The following is a 20,723-nucleotide window of genomic DNA, read 5'->3' as shown; positions in this document are numbered from 1 at the left end:
ACCTATGGAAGAACTGATCACCGGCAGCCTGGAAAAGTTGTTTGAAGGAACCGTTTGGGCCGAGGGTCCTCTCTGGATTCCGCAGTCGCAGACCGTTCGCTGGAGCGACATCCCCAACAACAGGATCCTTGAGTTCTCTCCGAGCACCGGCGCGACGCGCGAATACGCCACCGGCGTCGAGTACACCAACGGCAGGACGCTCCACCCCGATGGCAGCGTGGTGCAGTGCAGCCACGGCCGCAGGCGTGTTGAGCGGGACCACGACGGCGTGGTGACGCCGATCGTTGAAGCGTTCGGTGAGCATCGGCTCAACTCGCCCAACGATGTTGTGGTGGCCGGGGATGGCACCGTGTGGTTCACCGATCCTCCTTACGGGATCCTGCCCGGGACGGTGGAAGGGCATGAGGGCGAGCAGGAATACGGCGGTTGCTACGTGTTCCGATTCGACCCGGCCACAGCAGAACTGACTCCGGTGGTCACGGATCTGGTGCACCCTAACGGCCTGGCGTTCTCCCCGGATGAATCGCTTCTCTATGTTGCGGACACGGCAGGCCCTGCGCATGAAGTGCCGTTCCGGATCGCTGCCTACCCCGTGAAGGGCGGCTCGTGCGGTGAAGGCAGCACGTTCGTTGAGCTCGAAGATGACGCGCCCTCGGACGGCTTCCGCGTTGACGTCGAGGGCCGTGTGTGGACCTCGGCAGGCTCGTCAGTTCGTGTCTATGCCCCCAACGGGGCGCTGCTGGCCGCCGTCGAGGTTCCTGAAAAGGTCTCCAATCTCTGCTTCGGAGGGGCCGACGGTCAGGATCTCTACATCACGGCCACTACGTCCCTGTACCGGCTGCGGACCTCGACGCGGGACACCACCATGAGAGTAACCTGAACACAGCACCCGCCACTGCTATCAAGGGAGTGAACGTGTCAGGCAGCAACCCCGATCCATACGAAGACAAGATCACAGGCTTGGAGCCGGGCGGAGGGGTACCGCCGGGGGAGACCCCTCCCGGCGAAGCCTCCACCGCCGGACCACAGGGCCATGACGAAGGCGGTCCCAGGAAGGGCACGCAGTTCCTGTGGCTTGCAGCCATCGGTGCCGGCGTCCTGCTCACGCTGCTCTTCTTCATCGGCTACATCGTGGGCTTCTTCGACTAACCTGCTACGCAGCCCCGGCGTTGGCTACGGGTTGACGAAAATGTCGTCGCTGCCGCGCAGGCGCCCGGCGCCGACCTTGCACGGCTGGTGACGCCAACAGCACGTCACTGGCGGAGATCAATCAAGCCGAGTTCAGCCACGGCAGCCCGCTCGTCGAAAAGCTCAGCGGCAGTAGCGTCCATCTTCCGGCGGCTGAAGTCGTTCACCTCCAGCCCTTCCACAATCTCCCAGTTTCCACCTGAAGTAGTCACCGGGTATGAATAGACGAGACCCTCAGGCACCCCATAGGATCCGTCGGATGCAACGGCCATGGAAACCCAATCGCCCTCGGGTGTTCCGAGCAGCCAGTCGCGGGCTGCGTCGATGGTTGCCGATGCTGCTGATGCCGCAGAGGACGCGCCCCGGGCATCGATGATCGCTGCGCCTCGACGAGCAACCGTGGGGATGAAATCGTTCTCGATCCAGTCCTGATCGTTCACCACCTCGGCTGCGTTCCGGCCTGCCACCTCTGCGTGAAAGATGTCCGGATACTGCGTTGCAGAATGATTGCCCCACACGGTCATTTTGCGGATATCCCCCACCCTGACTTGAGTCTTTTTAGCAAGCTGTCCAAGGGCACGGTTGTGATCCAGCCGGGTCAGGGCGCTGAATCGCGCGGCAGGGATGTCCGGGGCGTTGCTCATGGCAATCAAGGCGTTGGTGTTGGCCGGGTTGCCCGTCACTCCGATTCTGACGTCGTCGGCTGCCACCCGGTTCAGCGCCTGGCCTTGTGCTGTGAAAATGGCACCATTGGCACTGAGCAGATCGCCGCGTTCCATGCCCTTGGTACGCGGACGGGTACCCACCAGCAAGGCAAGGTTGACGCCGTCGAAAATATGGTCGGCGTCATCGCCGATTTCCACCGAGTCGAGGGCGGGAAACGCGCAGTCATCGAGCTCCATCACCACACCCTCAAGTGCCTTCAACGCGGGCGTGATCTCCAGGAGACGGAGTTGCACGGGAGTATCGGCGCCAAAGAGGGCACCACTAGCGATCCGGAAGAGGAGGCTGTAGCCGATCTGGCCGGCTGCTCCGGTCACGGCGATCTTGATGGGCGTGCTCACGTCACGTTCTCCTTGCTGATCTGTTGTCCCCGATGGTCTTTGGAAGCTTTATGTCATGGTGCCACAGCGCTGTGGTGCGCGTGGGCCAATCATCATAATTTCCGATGTGGTTGCGCTGTTTTATTCGCTATGCAGATGCACTTTGTCCACGTGAGAATGAATTAACCGTCACAGAAAAGGGCCGCAGCAGCCAGCGCGTTTGCGACCTTTCGCTACATAGGAGAACACATGTCAAGCCAAGAGGTAGAGGTCCTCGTCGTAGGGGCAGGCCAGGCCGGGGTAGCGATGAGCGAGCACCTAAACGAGCGGGGAATTCCCCACGTCGTCCTGGAACGCCACCGCATTGCCGAACGGTGGCGTTCCATGAGGTGGGATTCCCTGGTTGCCAACGGGCCCGCCTGGCACGATCGTTTCCCCGGCCTGGAATTCACCGACATCGAGGCCGGCTCCTTCCCCTCCAAGGAGCAGGTAGCCGACTACTTCGTGGCCTACGCCCAGAAGATCGGCGCGCCCATCCGCTGCGGCGTGGAGGTCAAGTCAGTGCGCAGGAACGTCGGAGCGCCGGGCTTTCACGTACAAACATCCGATGGGGAATACAACGCACGCTACGTCGTAGCCGCCACAGGGCCGTTTCAGCGGCCGGTGATCCCCGCCGTCGTTCCCGAAACCGCCGGACTCATGCAGATGCACTCAAGCTCGTACCGCAACCCCGGCCAACTGCCCCAAGGCGCCGTCCTGGTGGTAGGCGCCGGTTCCTCCGGCGTCCAGATTGCCGCGGAAATCCAGCGTTCAGGCCGCCAGGTGTACCTTTCCGTTGGGCCTCACGACCGGCCTCCGCGGAACTACCGCGGCCGGGACTTCTGCTGGTGGCTGGGTGTGCTCGGCAAGTGGGACGCCTCCACCCCGGCACTGGGCGCCGAACACGTGACCATCGCGGTCAGCGGGGCAGACGGCGGCCACACCGTGGATTTCCGGGCGCTCGCCGAGAACGGAATCAAGCTCGTGGGGCGGACCCTGGAGATCCAGGACGGCACCATGCGTTTCGCGGACGATCTCCGTACCAACATTGCCAACGGCGATGCTCACTATCTGGAGTTGCTCGACGAAGCCGACGCGTACGTGGAACGCAATGGTTTGGACCTGCCGGAGGAACCCGAAGCCCGCTTCCTCAGGCCGGACCCGGAGAGCCTCACCAATCCCATCCATGAGCTGGACCTCGTCGCGGCCGGAATCACCTCCATCGTGTGGGCAACAGGCTTCGCAGTGGACTACAGCTGGCTGCAAGTGGACGCTTTCGATGACAAGGGAAAGCCGCTGCAGCAACGCGGCGTATCCACCGAGCCCGGCATCTACTTCCTGGGCCTACCCTGGCAGTCACGCCGCGGATCCAGCTTCATCTGGGGCGTCTGGCACGACGCCAAGTACGTGGCCGACCAGATCACCATCCAGCGGAGTTACCTCACCCACAATGAGCAGGATGCCCTGGTGGCGAGCGGAGCCGTCTGACGCCAGAGCCACAAAAGGGGACCACGCCGAGCAGGCGTGGTCCCCTTTTTGGTGGTTGGAATCAGGCGAGGCCGGCCAGCGACCTGGCCGAAAGAGCCTCCTCCATTTTCTGCGGGTCAAGCAGTCCGCGCTCAATCACCAATTCGGCAATGCCCCGTTGGGTTGCGAGGGCCTCCTTGGCCAGTTCTGCAGCGGCGGCGTATCCGATCAAGGGTGCCAATCCGGTGACGACGCTGATGGATTCGATCATCCGTTGCTGCAGCATCTGTGTATTGGCGGTGATGCCGTCCACACAGTGTGTCCGGAGTTGGCGGCAGGCCACAGTGAGCCAGGCGATCGACTCAAGCAAAGCGTCAGCAATGACAGGCTCGAAGGCATTGAGCTGGAGCTGCCCTGCCTCCACGGCCATGGTTACGGTGGCATCCGCTCCGATCACCCGGAAGGCAACTTGGTTGACCATTTCCGGGATGACCGGGTTGACCTTCCCGGGCATGATGGAGGACCCGGCCTGCACTGCGGGCAGGAGGATCTCGCCAAACCCCGTCTGCGGGCCGGAGGACAGCAGGCGGAGGTCATTGCAGATCTTGGACAGCTTCACAGCAGCTCTCTTCAAGACGCCCGATACGAGCATGAACACACCCGTGTCGCTGGTGGCCTCCACCAGGTTGGTCGCGGAGGTGAGCTGCAGTCGGGTGATGGAACTGAGCTCATTGATCACAGCTTCCCGGTAGCCGGGGGAAGCGGTGATGCCGGTGCCGATTGCAGTGGCTCCAAGGTTGGATTCACGCAGATGGGGAAGGAGTTCATGGAGCCGTTGGCCGTCCTCACGGAGGGTGTCGGCGAAGGCACCAAACTCCTGTCCCATGGACATAGGCACAGCGTCCTGCAGTTGGGTGCGGCCCACTTTGATGATTCCGGCGAACGCCGTGGCCTTCGCGTCAAATGCTTGGATGAGCCGGGCGTGCTCGTCGCAGAACCCCGATATTTCCCGTTGCAGGGCGATCTTGATGGCGGTGGGGTAGACGTCATTGGTGGACTGGCTGCGGTTAACGTCATCAATGGGGTGCAGCGCCGCGTAGTCGCCCTTGCGGCGGCCCATCAGTTCCAGTGCGCGGTTGGCAATGACCTCGTTGGCGTTCATGTTGGTGCTGGTTCCCGCACCGCCCTGGATAGTGTCCACCACGAACTGGTCATCGAGGCGACCATCCATGACCTCCAAGGAGGCCCTTTGGATGGCTGCCGACTTGTCCGGAGGCAGAAGGCCCAGGCTTTCGTTTGCACGTGCCGCTGAGTATTTCACGGCACCCAGGCTCCAGATGAGGGAACGCAGGGTGCCGATGGTTCGTCCGCTGACGGGGAAGTTGTCCACGGCCCGGAGGGTGCTGATGCCCCAGTAGGAAGCCTCGGGAACGTCCGCGTCCCCGAGGCTGTCGTGCTCTCGTCGTACTCCCGTGCAGGGAGAAGGTACTACGTGTTCTGTCATGGTCCTGTTCCTGGAAATGCCCACGACGCCGGACTCCCTGGCTACGGTGCCAGGTAGTCCAGTGCTGTGAGTGCCAAGGCGGCTGCGCCGTCGTGAATGGCAAGGTTGGCGGCGTCGCCGACGCAGTGCGCGGCGAACTCGGGTTGGTGGTTGGCTGCCGGGAAGCAGCCGAGTCCTATATAGGGGTGGATGGCCGGAACCACTTGGGAAACATTGCCCATGTCTGTTGACGCCCGGTTCATGGTGGCTTGCTCCGGTGGGGCGTTGAAGTCCCGGCCGAGTGACTCCGCATGGTGCATGTACAGTTCAAGTGCCCGCAGGTCCGTGCGGAACTCCGAGTAGGGCTCCGATTCCGGGGTCACGGACAGCTCGCAGCCGGATGCCAATGCCCCCGCTTCGAAGCACCGTTGTACGCGCTCCTCCAGCTCGCCCAACAGCGCAAGTGATTCTGCACGGACGTACCAACGGCCCTCGGTCTTTTCCGGAATGGCGTTGGGCGCTTCGCCCCCGCGCGTCTGGATTCCGTGGACCCGGGTACCGGAAGGCAGTTGTTGGCGAAGGAGGCCCAACGCTACCTGGGCAACAATAAAGGCGTCGTTGGCGTTGACACCCTGATCCGGATACGCAGCGGCGTGGGCTGATTTGCCCCGGTATTCCACGTGGTTGTGGGCCACTGCGTAGGGGCGGGCTTCTGCCGAATCAACAGGGCTGGGATGGGCCATCATGGCCAGGTCCAAGCCCTGGAAAGCGCCCTTTTTGAGGAGCTCGATCTTTCCGCCGCCGCCTTCTTCGGCAGGGGTTCCGTATAGTTCCACGGTCAGGTCATGTTCGGCTGCGAACTGCGCCAAGGCCACGGCGGCACCGCACGAGATGGCCGTGATGATGTTGTGGCCGCATGCGTGGCCGAGGGCCGGAAGGGCGTCGTACTCGGCCATGAGCCCAACGCGGCGTGAGCCCGTTCCGAAGACGGCCCGGATGGCGGTGGGAAAGCCCAGATACTCTCTTTCCACCTTGAAGCCGTGACCGGACAGGTACTCTGCGGTCCAGCCAGCGGCACGATGCTCTTGCCAGCCAAGTTCGGGGTTGGCGTGCAGGGTTTCGGAGAGATGGATCAGGTGGGGCCGCTGTGCGTCAACGGAATCCAACACGCGCTGGCGCTGAACTGCCGGGGCAGTGATGGTGGTTGCTGGTTCACCGCTCATCGCCGGCAACCCCATAACTGATGGAGGCGGCGGGATCCAGGCCACGGACTACGTAGTCCTGCCGCTGAGGAAGCCACACGTCCAGGAGTTGCTCGAGTTCGGCTATCGGGTGGTCATGCCAGTCCACGCGCAGGTCCGTGTCCCTCCAGCCGTGTCCGGATACCACCGAAAGTCCGGCCGATCGCACGGGTCCGGCTTCGCCGCCGGCCGCAACAGCGGCTCGAAGGGCAGCCATAAGGCGCACTTCCAGCTCTCCGGCGGTGGCTTCAAAGGCGTCGCAGAGGACTTGGGCAATCCCCGGAGCAGCGAGCATGTTGCCCGCCGCCACACTGTTGGGGCCCCTGCCTTCGCCAAACACGCCAAGGGTACGTTCACCACTGAACACTGCGGATCCACCGTTTGCGTCGAGCACCACCAGTTGCCGGTAATCCACTGCAGGTGATTCCTGCACGACGGCGTCAATCGCCTCCTGCGCGGAATAGCCCGCCTGCAGGCGGTCGAGTAATGCTGTTCCCAGACGAGGATCGGTGATGTTCTGGGAGCTGACCGCGCCGACCCCGTCGCGCAAGTGCGCGCAGCGGGCAGCAACAGCGGGAGAAGAAGAAGAGACCGCTATGCCGAACCTGCCGCTGCCGTCTGTGGCCGCGATGCTGAATGTCATGACCGCCCCTCCGAGGTACCCGTGGAGAGCACGGCAGTGGCGTCAATTTCCACAAGCCATTCCGGGCGGGCCAAGGCCTGGACCACAATGCCCGTAGAGACGGGGAAAACGCCTTTGAGCCAGCGGCCCATGGTGCGGTAGACGGTTTCGCGGTAACGGGGGTCGATGAGGTAGACGGTGACTTTGACGATGTCTTCAAGGCTGCTGCCCGCCTCCTTGAGCAACATGTCGATGTTGGCCATGGCCTTCTCCGTTTGGGCTTCGACGTCGCCAATGCCCACGGACTCGCGGGTCTCAAGGTCCTGTCCGATCTGGCCCCGGAGGTAAACCACGCCGTTGGCCACCACGGCCTGGCACAGATCGTTGTCCAGGTTCTGCTCCGGATAAGTCTCTTTCGTGTTGAACGTACGGATACGCTGGTGCTTCATGTCGCGGCTTGCCTTTCAGTTCTTGGACGTGTGCTCGTCTTCTTCAGCTTCCTGTGGTGCTCTAAATCTGTCCAACAGTTCTTTTAGAATGATTGCATCGACTTTTCCGATGAATGGCGTAGCCTCTTCTTATGGATGTGACACTCACGCAGTTGCGCTACTTCGTGGAAGCGGCAGCCCAGCTGTCCATGACAGGCGCAGCCGTTCGCCTCAACGTGGCCCAATCAGCTGTCTCAGCGGCCATCGCTCAGCTGGAGCGGCACGTCGGGACGCAGTTCTTCATTAGGCAGCGCTCAAAAGGCCTGGTGCTCACACCAGCCGGCGAGCTGTTCGTCAGGGACGCCCAAGCCATCCTTGCCCAGGTTGAAGAGAGCATTGACCACGCGCGTGGAGAGCACCAAAGCGTCTCCGGGCGGATCCGTGTTGCCTGCTTCAGTACGCTGGCACCTTTCCTGCTGCCCGGTGTCCTGACGAAATTGCGGGAAGACCACCCGGCCCTCGAAGCGGAAGTCATCGAAACCGATACTTCGGGCTGCATCGCCGCATTGCTCAGTGGGCAGGCGGACTTGGCGCTGTGCTACGACCTCGACCTGCCCGAAGCGATAGCCAGTTCAGTGGTGGATACCGTGAGGCCCTATGTGGCACTTCCGCCAGATCACAAGCTGGCGGGATCAAAGACTGTTCAGCTGTCCGCATTGAGCGGTGAACCCTTCGTGCTGCTGGACTTGCCGCACACCCGCGATCTCATGCTCTCCATCGCCAGGCTCGGTGGCCGGGAGCCCGACGTCAGGTTCCGGTCGGCCAGCTATGAAACGGTGCGTACTTTTGTGGCCCGTGGCCTCGGCTACTCCATCCTTCACCAGCGGCCACAGCATCAGTTGACGTACGACGGCGGCCAGCTGGCCGCCGTCGAAATCCGTGACGATGTGCCGGAATTGAAGACAGTTCTGGCCCACCTGAAGTCCCACCGCCCCACGGCGAGGGTGCGGGCGGTAGCGCAGGCGGTGCGGCACCAAATCGTTGCCGCCCGCTCGGCCCGAAGCTAGGCCGGCTGTTCCCGGACAGCCAGCCGCGCAAGTGCACGCTCCACCAGATGGCGCTGACGGGAACCAGTGACCGCATCCGGATCAAGCATGGAGGTGACGTGCAGACCCATCATGACGTTCAGCAGCTCATCGGCAACCGCATCCGGGTCCGCCAATGGTTCGCATTCGCCGTCGTGCTCTGCTTGGGCAAGGAAACCCATCACCAGCCCGCGCCAGTGCAACAGGGCCTCCCTGCCGACGGCGCGCAGCGCGTTTTCAGTCTGCGCGCGTTGCCAGAACGAAACCGCAACGCGGGCTTCCACCACGGTGAGGGGATCGGCCGGGATGATTTCCAGGCACAAACTTCGAAGGGCTGAAAGGCCGCGACGGCCGGCGGTGCCTGCGGCGATGCGTTCGTTGGTGCGTTCGCAGATCAATTCGTAGGAGGCCAGCAGCAGTGCGTCCTTGTTGGGAAAATAATGGGCCAGCACGCCCGGTGCCGCGTAGCCGCACTCCCGGGCGATGTCCCGCATGCTGGCGTTCTCGATGCCCTGCTCAGCAATCAGCCGCCACGTGGTCTCGATGATGGAACGCCGGCGTTCATCGTGATCAACCAAGCGGGGCATGCTGCTCCTTCAATTCGGGCGGGTGGACATGGCGCGACCGTGAGCACCCTACCACTGCGGGAACGCCGGGGCGCGCTCCCGCAATGGTGGGCGCGGATGAAACGTCAGTGTCCGCAGGAGCCGCCACTCTGCTCGGCAGGCGCGCAGTGTCCGGTGGCAGAGGATGGAACGTTGAGTGTGGGGTTCTGATCGAAGAAACCGTGTGGCTTCAGCGTGAAACCGGTGGTGTCAACGGGCATGATGGGCCAGTCCTCGGGGCGGGGGAAGTGCGTCAGGCCGAATGAGTGCCACACCACGAGGTCCTGGCCATCGATGTCCCGGTCCTGGGCCACGTAGCTGGGAAGCCCGGCACCTCCGGGGTGCTGGTTGACGAAGTCGCCTGCCGCGTAGAGCTCGTCCTCGGCGTGCTGCGTGACCCACAGGTGGTGTTTGGCAAAAGCGGCCCGCGAAGCGATGGAGGAATCATCGGCCATGGCCAACGTGGGATTGCCCTCCGGATAGAGGGTGTAGCCCACGGGGTGGCCCAAATGGTTCAACGAGTCCGGGTTGCTGATGTGCCACACCCTCCCCTTGGTGCCATCGGCGTCGCGGACTGACTCCGATTCACGGGCCAACACTGTGCGCTTCTGGGTGAAGGCGTTGCCGTGCGGGTTTCCCGGTCCCTTGGGAAGGCGCACCAGGTCCAGTTCCTCAACCCGGTTCGTGTCGCCGTCGATCATCATGTCCAGCCGGGCGCTGAAGAGGTGCTGGTGGTAAGGGGCGCCGAGGCCCGGGGCGATCTCCGAGGCGTAGGCATAGTCCTTGTCCGGGAGCGCTGCCGTGAACACGATGCCCGTGGCCTTGGCCTCGAACTCGATGGTGCCGTCCAGGTAGAGGTACCAGTAGAAGCCGTAATCGTAGTTGCCCACGGTGGTGAAGAAGGAGACAACCAACCTGCGGTTGCGCCGAACCTCGTTGGAGCCGGCCCACTCGTCCGTGTGCTTCCACAGGATTCCCGCGTCTTCCTCGTGGATGCAGATGCCGTTCTCGATCACCCGCGGATTGCCGAAATCATCAGCCACCACAGGGGACATGTACGTAATGTCACCCAGGCAATCGCAACCCAGCTTGAGCGAGTTGGCGTCCCGGCCCACCAGGTACTCGCCGGAATCGAAGTAGTTCTGCCAGCTCCGATAAGGGGACGGATCGCCGTAGGGGACCACCATTTCGGAGATGGAGGCGCGGTGAATCACTGGCCGACGCCGGCCCTGGTGCGAGTGGTGAAGTTGGTGGAGGACCAATCCTTCGCGGGCATCGAACCCCACGCGCAGGTCCCAGCCGGCCCAGGAAAGGTGATTGCCTTCCAACGAGAAGCTGGGACCGTCGGGCTGGGTGATTTCTATCGGCTTCAAGTCCGTGCGGAGCTCGCCGTGAATTGTGGGGTCGGTGTAGTTCCCGTTGACTTCCGGTACCGGCACGGGGCCGTCGTCGATCAAGTGGTTCACTCGGCGGTTTTCCACATCCACGAAGGCCACCAACCCGTCAATCGGGTGGGCCCAGGGGTGGTCCGCGGCGTGGTCCTGGCGGAATCCGAGGCCGCGAAGAAGCCGTTTGCCTTCCTCGTTCCCGTACTCGAAGACGCCTGCGGACAAGGGAGCGACGCGGACCTGTGCCGGGGTCAGGCCACGGCTGGCCAGTGCTGCTTTCCACTGTGGATCTACAGCCAGGATGTCCTCGATGATCCCGAATTCCTCAAGCAGAACGGGCAACTGGCCATCGATTGCGGGGTTGAGTTCCCGCGTATCAAGGACGAGTCCTGTGGTCAGGGACAGCCTGACATCGAGGGAACGCGACTCTGCCGCGTCCCAAAGCATGGTCCGGACCAGGCGAGGGGCATCTGCGGCATCTCCCTGAAAGGCGGTCTTGGGCGGTTCGATCAGGCCGAGGTAGGCGAAGCGGGTGGTCTCTGCGACGAGGCCGGCCTCTGCCAGGATCCGGCGGGCCTGGTGGATCTCCTGTGCCGAGAGCTGCTCAAGCGGATGCTGCCCCAGCGGAGCCTGCGTCGTTGCGGCCAAGGGGGTGGTCTGAAGGGTCATGGCACTTCCTGAAGTCGATTTTTGATGGTACAACTGTTCAACCAACGCTTTGATGTTACCCACCTCACAGGCCGGCGTAAAGTCCTTGACCCAAACGTCGCCGGCGGCCAGGAGAACCATGAACCAGCAATACCGCCTACCTTGGCGGCGCGGCACGACCGCGCCCCTTCCCGCCGGCCTTGTGAGCGTTGCAGCTGCGGGCAGCGCCCTAGCCCACGTGGCGGCGGCGGCAAGCAGCCCGGCAGGCGTCATGGCCTGGTGGATGGCGGCGATGGGTGCTGCGTGCTTGACCTGCACCGCTCCCATGGCTTGCTCCCTCATCCGAAGGAGGGCGCGGCACTGCGTCCAGCAGGCTGCGCCACGTGCCGCCGGCCACCTCTTGGCGATGAGCGCGGTCATGATCCTCATCCACCTCGTCCTGCTGTTGGGGCCTGGCGGCGGGCACCACGGTGACAACCGGGGCGCCTCCGTAGCTGGTCACCAAACAGCCATGCTCGACCTCATTGGCGTTGAACTTCTCTGCCTCATGGCTGCTTCCGCGGCCCTGCGCATCGCCCGTACCTCAACACCACAGCTCAATCCCCACCACTAAAACCCCCACACCAGGAGTCACCATGAACACCACTTCAACCACACTCTCCTTGGACTGGCACGGCCGTGCCGACGCCCTCGCGATCGATGGAAGGGCTTTCGTCGATGGTCGCCGAACAGCGTCAAGCACGGAATCCACCCGCCCCACGATCAGCCCGATTGATGGCCGTGTCCTTGCTGAGCTGGTTGCATGCGGAGCCAATGACGTTGATCGCGCGGTAGCAGCCGCCAGGCGCGCTTTTCCCGCGTGGGCCCGATCCGGGGCTGAGAAGCGAAAAGGGCTGTTGCTGGCGTTGGCTGCCTTGATGGAGCAACATTCTGATGAATTGGCGCTCTTGGAGACCCTGGACAGCGGCAAGCCAATCCTGCAGACCACTACTGTTGACGTGCCCGGCGCTATCTCCACGTTGCGCTGGTACGCGGAGGCTGCGGATAAGCAGAACGGTGAACTACCGGCAGTTCCCCCCGGGGCAACCGCCCTGGTGACCCGCGAGCCCCTGGGTGTGGTGGCAGCAATCGTGCCGTGGAACTTCCCGCTGGAAATCGCGGTATGGAAACTGGCTCCGGCGCTGGCTTCCGGAAACACCGTGGTGCTCAAGCCGGCCGAGCAGACCTCGTTGAGTGTTCTGCGCCTCGCCGAACTGGCCACGGAAGCGGGCCTTCCGGATGGCGTGCTGAACATCGTTACAGGCACAGGGCGGGAAGTAGGTGCGGCCTTGGCGCACCACATGGACGTTGATGCGCTGGCCTTCACGGGTTCCACCGCCGTCTCCCGCACCCTGTTGGAAGCCTCGGGTCGCAGCAACCTCAAACGGCTTAGCCTCGAGGCAGGCGGCAAGAGCTCCAACATCGTCTTCGCCGATACGGCGGACCTGCCCGAAGCAGCAGCCAAGGCCGCCTTCGGGGCCTTCTACAACCAAGGACAGGTCTGTTCTGCGAATTCACGGATCCTGGTGCAATGGGATATCCATGACGAGTTCGCGGCACTCCTTGCAGAGGCGGCGGCCGACTACCGGCCCGCAGACCCGTTGGCTGGTTTGGAAGGCAACGGTGCCCTTATCAGCAGCGCCCACGCGAACGACGTCGAGGGCTGGATTCGGCGCGGCCGCGCCGAAGGTGAGGTGCTTTTCGGCGGTGAGCGGCGCGAAATCCGGGGCTCGGATGCCTACCTGGAACCCACGTTGTTGGGCGGTCTGGGTGTGGATCACGACGTCCACCGCGAGGAGATCTTTGGACCCGTGGCTGTGCTGCACGCCTTCGATTCGGAGGAGGAAGCGGTGCGTTTGGCCAATGCCACAGACTACGGATTGGCTGCCTCTGTGTGGACGTCAAACTTGTCCCGCGGACATCGCGTGGCAGGGGATCTCCTTGCTGGAACAGTCTCCGTCAACACCGTGGACGCACTGGGAAACACCACACCCTTTGGCGGCTTCAAGCAGTCCGGGTTCGGGCGGGACCTCTCCCTGCACGCCTTCGACAACTACACCGCGCCAAAGACAACGTGGATCCAGTTCGGCTGACCCGATTCATCTGGAAATCCGCTGATATGCATCACGATTCAATGGTTTACGTGATGCAGTTCACAGGCCTACGCTGGGCCAGACAGCAGACCAGGTTAGGCGCCGAAGGGCTTTTGGGGAAGGCCTGCCAGAATCTGCCAGCATCCTTCCACTGTGTTAAGGACACCCTCAAATGAAATCGATGCTCCGCTCCCGTCTTTTCGAAATCGAACAAGAGTCCATCGCCCCCATACCGGCCGAAGCGCGGCACGGTAGGTCCCGGGAACTCTTCACCATCTGGTTCGGAATGAACATGACGCCCCTAACGGTGGTCACCGGCGCCACGGCCACCACACTGCTGGGGCTTCCCATGGTCGCCTCCATCATCGCGATCTTTCTCGGCCACGCAATCGGCGGAATCGCCATGGCTCTACACGCGGCGCAGGGACCGCAGCTGGGCGTCCCCCAGATGCTGCAAGCCCGTGGCCAATTCGGATCGCGCGGAGCGAGTCTGATCGTGGCGGTGGCGATCCTGATGTTCGTGGGGTACTTCTCGTCGAACCTGATCGTTTCCTCGGACTCGGTCGCAGCGCTTCTGCCGGAGGCCAATGGAACTGCCATGATCATCGGCTGTGCTGTCCTCAGCTTTATCATCGCTGCGTTCGGGTACAACCTGGTCCGGAAGGTGACAGCCTTGGGCGCTTACGTGGTTGGCGCACTGGTGCTGGTGTCCTTCGCGGGCCTCCTTGCCAGTGGCGACTTTTGGGCTCAAATGAACCACGGTGAATTCACATGGACGGGTTTCCTCGCCATGCTGGCAATCGGCATCGTGTGGCAGCTGACATACGCTCCCTACGTGTCGGACTACTCCCGGTACATGCCTGCCAAGTCAGGCACCAAGGGAGCCTTTTGGGGAACCTACTTGGGCTGCGTCACGTCGAGCGCAGTGTTGATGGTCCTCGGTGCCGGGGTTGGGATCGCCGTAACGGGCGTGGATTCGATGACAGGGCTTCATGGCTTGCTCGGGCCGGTACTCGGTGCCGCGGTCTTGGTGGGATTTGCTTTGGTGGCCGCCGCGGGAAACTCGGTGAACGCCTACTGCAGTGCACTATGTGCTCTGACGCTGGTGGAGACCTTCATCAGCGGATGGCGCCCTGGAATCAAAGCCCGCTTGGTGACGTCCCTGGTGCTGCACGTGCTCGGTGTGGCTCTGGCCTTAACGTCCGCAACCAGTTTCGCGTCCTCCTACTTCAGCTTCCTCAGCGTGCTCCTGTACGTGCTTATCCCGTGGTCTGCCGTCAACTTGGTGGACTACTACGTCATCCGACACGGCTCCTATGCAGTAGATGAGTTCTACGCTGCCGACGGTGGCCGCTACGGCCGCTGGAATGCCGGCGCGCTGGCGGTTTTCGCCATCGGCGTTCTTGCCCAGGTCCCCTTCATGGCCACTTCTTTCTATACAGGTGTGGTGGCCGAGGCTATGGGCGGAATTGATATCGCCTGGCTCGTGGGCCTTGGAGTCAGTTCGTTGGTCTACATCGTGATCGCCCGCACCGCCCCGGGGCTGATACGCCTCGATTCAGAAGCCCAATTCAGCTCCATCGAACCCCAAATCCATGGAAAGTAATGACATGACCCACGCAGACTGGATTTTCAGCGGCGGCCCCGTACATACTATGGATCCCCTCCAACCCCACACCGAGGCAGTTGCGGTTGCCAACGGGAGAATCGTGGCTCTCGGTGCCGATGCCGCAGGCTGGCGTGGTCCAGCAACTGAGCTGGTTGACCTTACCGGAAAGGCGCTCCTTCCCGGCTTTCAGGATGCACACGTCCACCCGCTCGCTGGCGGGCTGCAAATGCTCGGCTGTGATCTTTCCGGAGTCCATTCCCTGGCGGAGTATCGCGCGCTGATTGCGGATCATGCCCGGGCAAACCCTGCAGCGGAATGGATCCAGGGTGCGGGCTGGTATGGCGACGTTTTCGACGGCGGCTTCCCGCATCGTGCGCTGCTGGACGAGCTTGTTCCGGACCGGCCCGTGTTCCTGATCAGCCATGACGGGCACGGTGCCTGGGTAAACTCACGTGCACTTGAACGTGCCGGCATCACTGACACGACTCCTGACCCGGACGGAGGAGTCATTGCCCGGGATGGAGCGGGAGCCGCCACTGGCATGCTCATTGAACACGCGGCAGACCTCGTCTCGGCACTGATTCCGGATCCGGACCAAAAGCATATCCGTCGTGCGCTTCTCACGGCCCAGGCCTATCTGCACTCGTTGGGCGTGACCGCGTGGCAAGATGCCGCCGTCGGACAAGCCCTGGGGATGCCCGACTCCTTCGATCACTATCTGGCCTTGGAGTCGGAAGGGCGCTTGACCGCGACGGTGACCGGGGCGCTCTGGTGGAAGCGGGATTGCGGTCTCGAACAGATTGAACTCTTCAAGGAACGCCGTGCCACATCGCGGGGTAGCTTCCGGGCTACAGCCGTAAAGATCATGGTGGACGGCGTCTGCGAAAACCTCACCGCTGCCTTGACCCGGTCATACAATGGCCATCCCCATGAAACGGGCATGAGCCTCATCCAACCGGACGAGCTTGCGCGAATCACGCGGGCAGTGGATGCCGAGGGCTTCGACCTGCACCTGCATGCTGTTGGTGACCGGGCCGTGCGGGACTGCGTCAACGCTCTGGACTTGCCGCGCCGCGAAGGCTGGGACCCGCGCCACCAGATCGCACACTTGGATCTGGTTGATCTGGCCGACGTCTCCCGCTTCGCCGCCACAGGGGCAATCGCCAACATACAACCGCTGTGGGCCAGACAAGATCCGGTCCTGGTTGAAACCAAGTTGCCCTATCTCGACGAAGCCCACCAACAGGTGCACTTTGCCTTCGAGACCTTGCGACGCGCCGGCGTCGACCTCGCCATCGGCAGCGACTGGCCGGTCTCCAGCCCCGATCCCCTGTGGGGCATTCACACTGCTGTGAACCGCACGGCGCCGTCGGCTGACCCGCATGCCCGTGACACCCGCTCGCAAACGGATCCGCTGTTACCCACCGAAGCTATTACCCTCGGCGCGGCGCTCGCCGCCTACACCACGGGAGCTGCGCGCGCCAATCGGCTTGACGCCGAGCGTGGTGCCATCCGCCTGGGCATGGCCGCCGACTTGGTTGTTCTCGACGCCGACCCCCTCGCCGTCGAAGCCCGCGAGCTGGGGGCGATCGGCGTCGACTTCACTTTCGCTGGAGGCCAGCCCGTTTACAGCCGCGCCCACAACGGGGCGCTTCCCACCCTTCTTGCTCAGTAGCAAACTTAAGCAGTAGCAAAGGATCGATCATGGATCAGCCAGTAGCCTCAACGCGGCTCGCGCAAGAGCAAAGCAAGCATCTACAAAAATCCCTGGGCCGCTTTGACATCCTGTTGTTGGTGGTCGCCGCGGTCATCTCAGTGGAGGTCCTGGGCCAGGTCTCCGGCTTCGGTGGGGAAACCTTCACTTGGACACTCATCCTGGCCGTGACGTTCATGGTCCCCTATGGACTGATCTTCGCCGAGACGGGCGGGGCCTTCACCGAAGAGGGCGGCGTCTACGTGTGGACGAAGATGGCATTTGGGCGCGTGGTTGCAGCCATCACGTCCCTTTTCACCTGGGTGACGCAGCCCGTCTGGGTGGGTGGCGCCATGGCATTCGTCGCTGTGGAAACCTGGTCCGAGTACGTGGGTCACGTGGACGCCGGCAGCCCGGCCGATTACATCTTCAAGCTGCTCTTCATCTGGATCACGGTGACCTCAGCGATTATCAGCTTGAAGCACGGCAAATGGTTGCCCTCACTGGGCGCCATCCTCAAGGTCGCGTTCCTGACCTTTTTCATTATTGTCACCATGGTTTACGGGCTCCAGCACGGTTTCAACGGTTTGGACCTGGGCTTCTTCTCGCCAACACTTGCCGGCTTCCTGGGCGTCACCCCACTTCTGCTGTTCTCATTCCTAGGTTTCGAGTCAGGGAACAGTGCTGCCGGGGAGATGAAGAACCCGGCCAAGGATGTTCCCATCTCGGTTGCCCGGTCATCCATGATTGCGGCCGCAAGCTACCTGCTCCCGATCCTTGCCATCCTGCTGGTGGTACCGCTGGACCAGATCACCGGCATTGGCGGGCTGTTCGGAGCAATAGCCACGGTTTACGCCGTCTTTGGTCCTGCCGCGGAAATCATGCTGTCTATTTCGGCCGTAGTTTTCTGCTTCATCCTGGTCTCCCAGGGTGCCGCTTGGATGATCATCAGCGACCGCATGCAGGCCATGGCTGCGGCAGACGGCTCCTTCTTCGGAGGCTTTTTTGGACGCTTCCATCCCAAGCTGGGCACGCCTATCCGCGTTAATACGCTCTCAGGTGTGGTGGCGACGCTGTTCATGCTCGCAGCCATGCAGCTCAGCGGCACCAGCAGCGCACTGTTCGGAGTGGTCCTCTCCATCGCGATCTCGACGTTCCTGCTGAGCTACCTGTTTGCCATCCCTGCGGCTGTGAAGCTCCGGAGCAAGTATCCCCTCGTCGATCGGCCCTTCAAGGTTCCTGTCTCCGACACGGGTTTCCGCATCCTCGGCTACATCTGCTTCGCGTGGATCCTGATCGGGTCATGGGTTGCAATCTTTCCGGGAACGCTGGATGTGCTCTTCGGACTGCCGTACGACTTTGAGGCCACGTGGGGCGTCCCGCAGTTCACCTTCGAAGCCTTCGCCCTCGGCACGCTTGGGTGCATCCTGGCGCTGGGACTCGTGGGTTATGCCCGTGGCAAGAAGGTGCGTGACTCGGTAGCGCCAGTCAGCGAGACCGCAGAGCTGGTCAACGACTAGCTACAGGATCGCCGGAAACGTACGAGATCGCCGGAAACGTACGAGATCGCCGGAAAGGCCCAGCGATCTGGAGCCTTTCCGACGATCTCGGCGCACGGACGTCGTTCGTCAGCGCGCTTCGAGGTCCTCGAGCGTTTTGCCCTTGGTATCCGAGGACAAAAGGGTTGCTACGGCTGAAACCAGGCAGATGCCGAGCGTGGTCAGGCCGATGACCATGGGGATGTTCGCTGATCCCGGGGGAGCGATCGCCGTGAACAGGCTCGGGAAGAAGGAAGCGATCATGAGCCCGATGTTTTGCGAAACCGCGAAGCCGGTCACCCTCATCCGCATGGGGAACTGCTCCTGGAAGAACGTGGCGAAGGTGGCGTTCCACATCTGGAAGAGGATGCCTTGGACGATCACGACGCAAACGAAGACCAAGGGCAGGCTGCGCTGTTCGATCGCCCAAAGGTAGCCGATGGTCAGCAAACCGCCGGCAATGCCACCGGCCACCATCAGTGTTCGCCGGCCAATCTGGTCTGACAGGGCGCCGAACAGCGGGATGGTCAACACGGCGGCCACGTTGGCTGCCAGGGTCACCCAGAGGAACTCGCTGCTGGAGAAGCCGATGCCGTAGCCCTTTTGGGTGGCGAAGGAGACGCCGAAGATGAGGGTGGCCATGCCGATGACGTTGGTGAACGTCATGATGATGCACCGCAGCAAAACCCAGGGGTGGGTGCGCAGGAGGTCCATCAGAGGGAAGCGGCGCTTGGCGCTGGCGTCCTCGGACTGGGCCAGGTAGGCGGGAGGCTCCTCCACCCGGCGACGGATAACGTAACCGGCCACGATCACCACGGCGCTGAGCAGGAACGGCAAGCGCCAGCCCCATGAGTGGAATTGCTCGTCAGGGAGCAGGGCGGCAAGCGGAATCAGTACCGCGGTAGCAAGGATGGAACCCACTTGCGTGCCTTGCAGGCTGAAGCTCGCGAAGAATCCGCGCTTCGCGTCGGGGGAGTGCTCCACGATCATGGCACTGGCGCCACCGAGCTCACCTGCGACGGCAAATCCTTGAATCAGCCTAAGAATCACCAGAAGGACGGGAGCCAGTAGGCCCACCTGTCCATACGTGGGCAGGAGTCCGACGGCGAAAGTAGCGAAGCCCATGAGCAGCATCGCGAAAACGAGCACCTTCTTGCGCCCGTGCCGGTCTCCGTAGGCGCCCAGGATTACGGCGCCGAGCGGGCGGGAAACGTATCCCACGGCGTAGGTGGCCAGCGAGGCGATGATGCCGACAGTGGCATTCTCGGTGGGGAAGAAGATGGTGGGAAACAGAAGTGTCGCCGCCAGTGAGTACAGAGCGAAGTCGTAGTACTCCAGCGCGCTTCCGATCCAGCCGCTCATCGCGGCCTTCTTCGGATCCTTCTGGCCGGTGGTTGGTTCGGGGCCGGTGGCGTGTTCGGGGGAGGTGCTGAGATCCCTCCGGTGCGTGACAGTCACGTCGCTGTACTCCTCTGGCGTCGTTGGCAAGGAACAAGAACTCTTCCCATCCAGGACTGAACAAAGTGGCCATTCAGCGTGAGGAAGGTTACATCTTGAATCGATTCATAAATCATAAGGGCGTGACGTGCGCTACGTCAACGCACGACGGCGGCAGGCCACCTTTGGTTCCAGTGGAACCAAGGCGACCTGCCGCCGTCGTCTATTTACTACTTGGCGAGGAAGCGCAGCAGGACCTCATTGATTTCGGTGCCGTGCGTCCAGAGCATGCCGTGCGGTGCGTCTTCGATCTCGACGTATTCGGCGGACGGCAGGCGCTTGGTGAACTCGCGGCCCGTGGAGTCGATGGGAAGGATGCGGTCGTCGGTGCCGTGGACGATCAGTGACGGGACGGTGACCTTCTCGATGTCGGAGCGGAAGTCCGTGAGCCATGAATCCACAACTGCGAACGATGCGTACCAGGACGAGCCTGCTGCGACGTTCCACGAATTCCGCAGCGCTTCTTCGCTGAGGCGGTTGCCCAGGAATTTATCGGTGTTGAAGAAGTCATTGTAGAAGTTGGTGAACCAGGCGTAACGGTCTTCGATAGCGGCATTGCGGATGCCGTCGAAGACTGACGAGGGAACGCCTGTTGGGTTGTCGTCCGCCTGGAGGAGGAAGGGTTCGAGGGATGCCAGGAACGCGGCCTTGGCGATGCGGGCTTCTCCGTAGGTGCCGATGTATCGTCCAACTTCGCCGGTGCCCATCGAGAAGCCGACCAGCACGACGTCTTGCAGGTCCAGGGTTTCAAGCACGGTGTTCAGGTCTGCTGCAAAGGTGTCGTAGTCGTAGCCCGTGGTCGGCTTGCTGGACTTGCCGAAGCCGCGGCGATCGTAGGTGATGACCCTGTATCCGGCGTTGAGGAGGGCGGCTGTCTGCTTTTCCCACGAGGCGCCGTCCAGTGGGTACCCGTGGATCAGGACTACGGGCTGACCTGCTCCGTGGTCTTCGTAGTAGAGCTCAACGTCCGTGGTGTTTTCGGTGCCGACCTTGATGAAACCCATAATTTGTCCCTTT

The 20,723-nt window shown here is 62.5% G+C and carries 18 protein-coding genes; 9 read left to right on the top strand and 9 right to left on the bottom strand.

Features of this window, described 5'->3' with window-relative positions; translation table 11 throughout:
- Positions 1–4 precede the first annotated feature (4 nt).
- Positions 5–880, top strand: coding sequence for an SMP-30/gluconolactonase/LRE family protein (locus ACZ881_RS05325; protein WP_476113056.1), 876 nt, complete (start codon positions 5–7; stop codon positions 878–880).
- 35 nt (positions 881–915) lie between these two features.
- Positions 916–1,149 carry a DUF6480 family protein gene (locus tag ACZ881_RS05320; protein ID WP_091465072.1) on the top strand — a complete coding sequence of 78 codons (234 nt, stop codon included), beginning with the start codon at positions 916–918 and terminating at the stop codon, positions 1,147–1,149.
- 104 nt (positions 1,150–1,253) lie between these two features.
- Here the strand turns inward: ACZ881_RS05320 and ACZ881_RS05315 are convergent, their stop codons facing one another.
- Complete coding sequence (locus tag ACZ881_RS05315; protein WP_476113053.1) at positions 1,254–2,252, bottom strand: malate dehydrogenase; 999 nt, start codon at positions 2,250–2,252, stop codon at positions 1,254–1,256.
- 228 nt (positions 2,253–2,480) lie between these two features.
- Between ACZ881_RS05315 and ACZ881_RS05310 the strand changes: the two genes are divergently transcribed.
- Positions 2,481–3,758: a flavin-containing monooxygenase gene (locus ACZ881_RS05310; protein WP_476113051.1), complete on the top strand. Its 1,278-nt coding sequence runs from the start codon at positions 2,481–2,483 to the stop codon at positions 3,756–3,758.
- Positions 3,759–3,819: 61 nt separating this feature from the next.
- Here the strand turns inward: ACZ881_RS05310 and ACZ881_RS05305 are convergent, their stop codons facing one another.
- From ACZ881_RS05305 to ACZ881_RS05290, 4 genes are read right to left on the bottom strand one after another with little or no spacing between them, the layout of a single operon-like run.
- The gene (locus ACZ881_RS05305) at positions 3,820–5,241 is read right to left on the bottom strand and encodes an aspartate ammonia-lyase (protein ID WP_476113049.1); all 1,422 of its coding nucleotides are present in this window, start codon (positions 5,239–5,241) and stop codon (positions 3,820–3,822) included.
- A 41-nt stretch (positions 5,242–5,282) separates the two neighbouring features.
- Positions 5,283–6,443: a M20 family metallopeptidase gene (locus ACZ881_RS05300; RefSeq protein WP_476113047.1), complete on the bottom strand. Its 1,161-nt coding sequence runs from the start codon at positions 6,441–6,443 to the stop codon at positions 5,283–5,285.
- Positions 6,433–7,104, bottom strand: coding sequence for a DUF1028 domain-containing protein (locus ACZ881_RS05295; protein ID WP_476113045.1), 672 nt, complete (start codon positions 7,102–7,104; stop codon positions 6,433–6,435). The genes ACZ881_RS05300 and ACZ881_RS05295 overlap by 11 nt, the downstream gene beginning before the upstream one ends.
- Positions 7,101–7,532, bottom strand: coding sequence for a RidA family protein (locus ACZ881_RS05290; protein ID WP_091465082.1), 432 nt, complete (start codon positions 7,530–7,532; stop codon positions 7,101–7,103). The genes ACZ881_RS05295 and ACZ881_RS05290 overlap by 4 nt, the downstream gene beginning before the upstream one ends.
- Before the next feature lie 131 nt (positions 7,533–7,663).
- Here ACZ881_RS05290 and ACZ881_RS05285 point away from each other — a divergent pair, with 131 nt between their 5' ends.
- Entirely contained in the window at positions 7,664–8,578 is a 915-nt protein-coding gene (locus ACZ881_RS05285; protein ID WP_091465083.1) for a LysR substrate-binding domain-containing protein, read from the top strand.
- On the opposite strand, the gene ACZ881_RS05280 is transcribed toward ACZ881_RS05285, so the two are convergent.
- Both ACZ881_RS05280 and ACZ881_RS05275 read right to left on the bottom strand, forming a co-directional pair.
- Positions 8,575–9,183, bottom strand: coding sequence for a TetR/AcrR family transcriptional regulator (locus ACZ881_RS05280; RefSeq protein ID WP_476113042.1), 609 nt, complete (start codon positions 9,181–9,183; stop codon positions 8,575–8,577). The genes ACZ881_RS05285 and ACZ881_RS05280 overlap by 4 nt on opposite strands.
- Positions 9,184–9,287: 104 nt before the next feature.
- The gene (locus ACZ881_RS05275; protein ID WP_476113866.1) at positions 9,288–11,258 is read right to left on the bottom strand and encodes a primary-amine oxidase; all 1,971 of its coding nucleotides are present in this window, start codon (positions 11,256–11,258) and stop codon (positions 9,288–9,290) included.
- A gap of 397 nt (positions 11,259–11,655) precedes the next feature.
- Between ACZ881_RS05275 and ACZ881_RS05270 the strand changes: the two genes are divergently transcribed.
- From ACZ881_RS05270 to ACZ881_RS05250, 5 genes are all read left to right on the top strand, one after another.
- Entirely contained in the window at positions 11,656–11,850 is a 195-nt protein-coding gene (locus ACZ881_RS05270) for a hypothetical protein (RefSeq protein WP_476113040.1), read from the top strand.
- A gap of 22 nt (positions 11,851–11,872) precedes the next feature.
- Entirely contained in the window at positions 11,873–13,369 is a 1,497-nt protein-coding gene (locus ACZ881_RS05265) for an aldehyde dehydrogenase family protein (RefSeq protein ID WP_476113038.1), read from the top strand.
- 172 nt (positions 13,370–13,541) lie between these two features.
- Positions 13,542–14,975, top strand: a complete 1,434-nt coding sequence (locus tag ACZ881_RS05260) for a purine-cytosine permease family protein (protein WP_476113036.1) — start codon at positions 13,542–13,544, stop codon at positions 14,973–14,975.
- Positions 14,976–14,979: 4 nt separating this feature from the next.
- Positions 14,980–16,653, top strand: a complete 1,674-nt coding sequence (locus tag ACZ881_RS05255; protein ID WP_476113034.1) for an amidohydrolase — start codon at positions 14,980–14,982, stop codon at positions 16,651–16,653.
- A 29-nt stretch (positions 16,654–16,682) separates the two neighbouring features.
- Positions 16,683–18,191 (top strand): APC family permease, encoded by a 1,509-nt coding sequence (locus ACZ881_RS05250; protein ID WP_476113032.1) that lies wholly within the window; start codon positions 16,683–16,685, stop codon positions 18,189–18,191.
- Positions 18,192–18,299: 108 nt separating this feature from the next.
- On the opposite strand, the gene ACZ881_RS05245 is transcribed toward ACZ881_RS05250, so the two are convergent.
- Together ACZ881_RS05245 and ACZ881_RS05240 are read right to left on the bottom strand one after the other, a co-directional pair.
- On the bottom strand, positions 18,300–19,667 hold the full coding sequence (locus tag ACZ881_RS05245; RefSeq protein WP_476113030.1) for an MFS transporter: 1,368 nt from the start codon (positions 19,665–19,667) through the stop codon (positions 18,300–18,302).
- A gap of 209 nt (positions 19,668–19,876) precedes the next feature.
- Entirely contained in the window at positions 19,877–20,710 is an 834-nt protein-coding gene (locus ACZ881_RS05240) for an alpha/beta fold hydrolase (protein ID WP_476113028.1), read from the bottom strand.
- Positions 20,711–20,723 lie beyond the last annotated feature (13 nt).

Source organism: Paenarthrobacter sp. TE3676, assembly GCF_056279165.1.
Note: the sequence above shows the minus strand (reverse complement) of the source record. Positions and strands in the feature narration are given on the sequence as shown.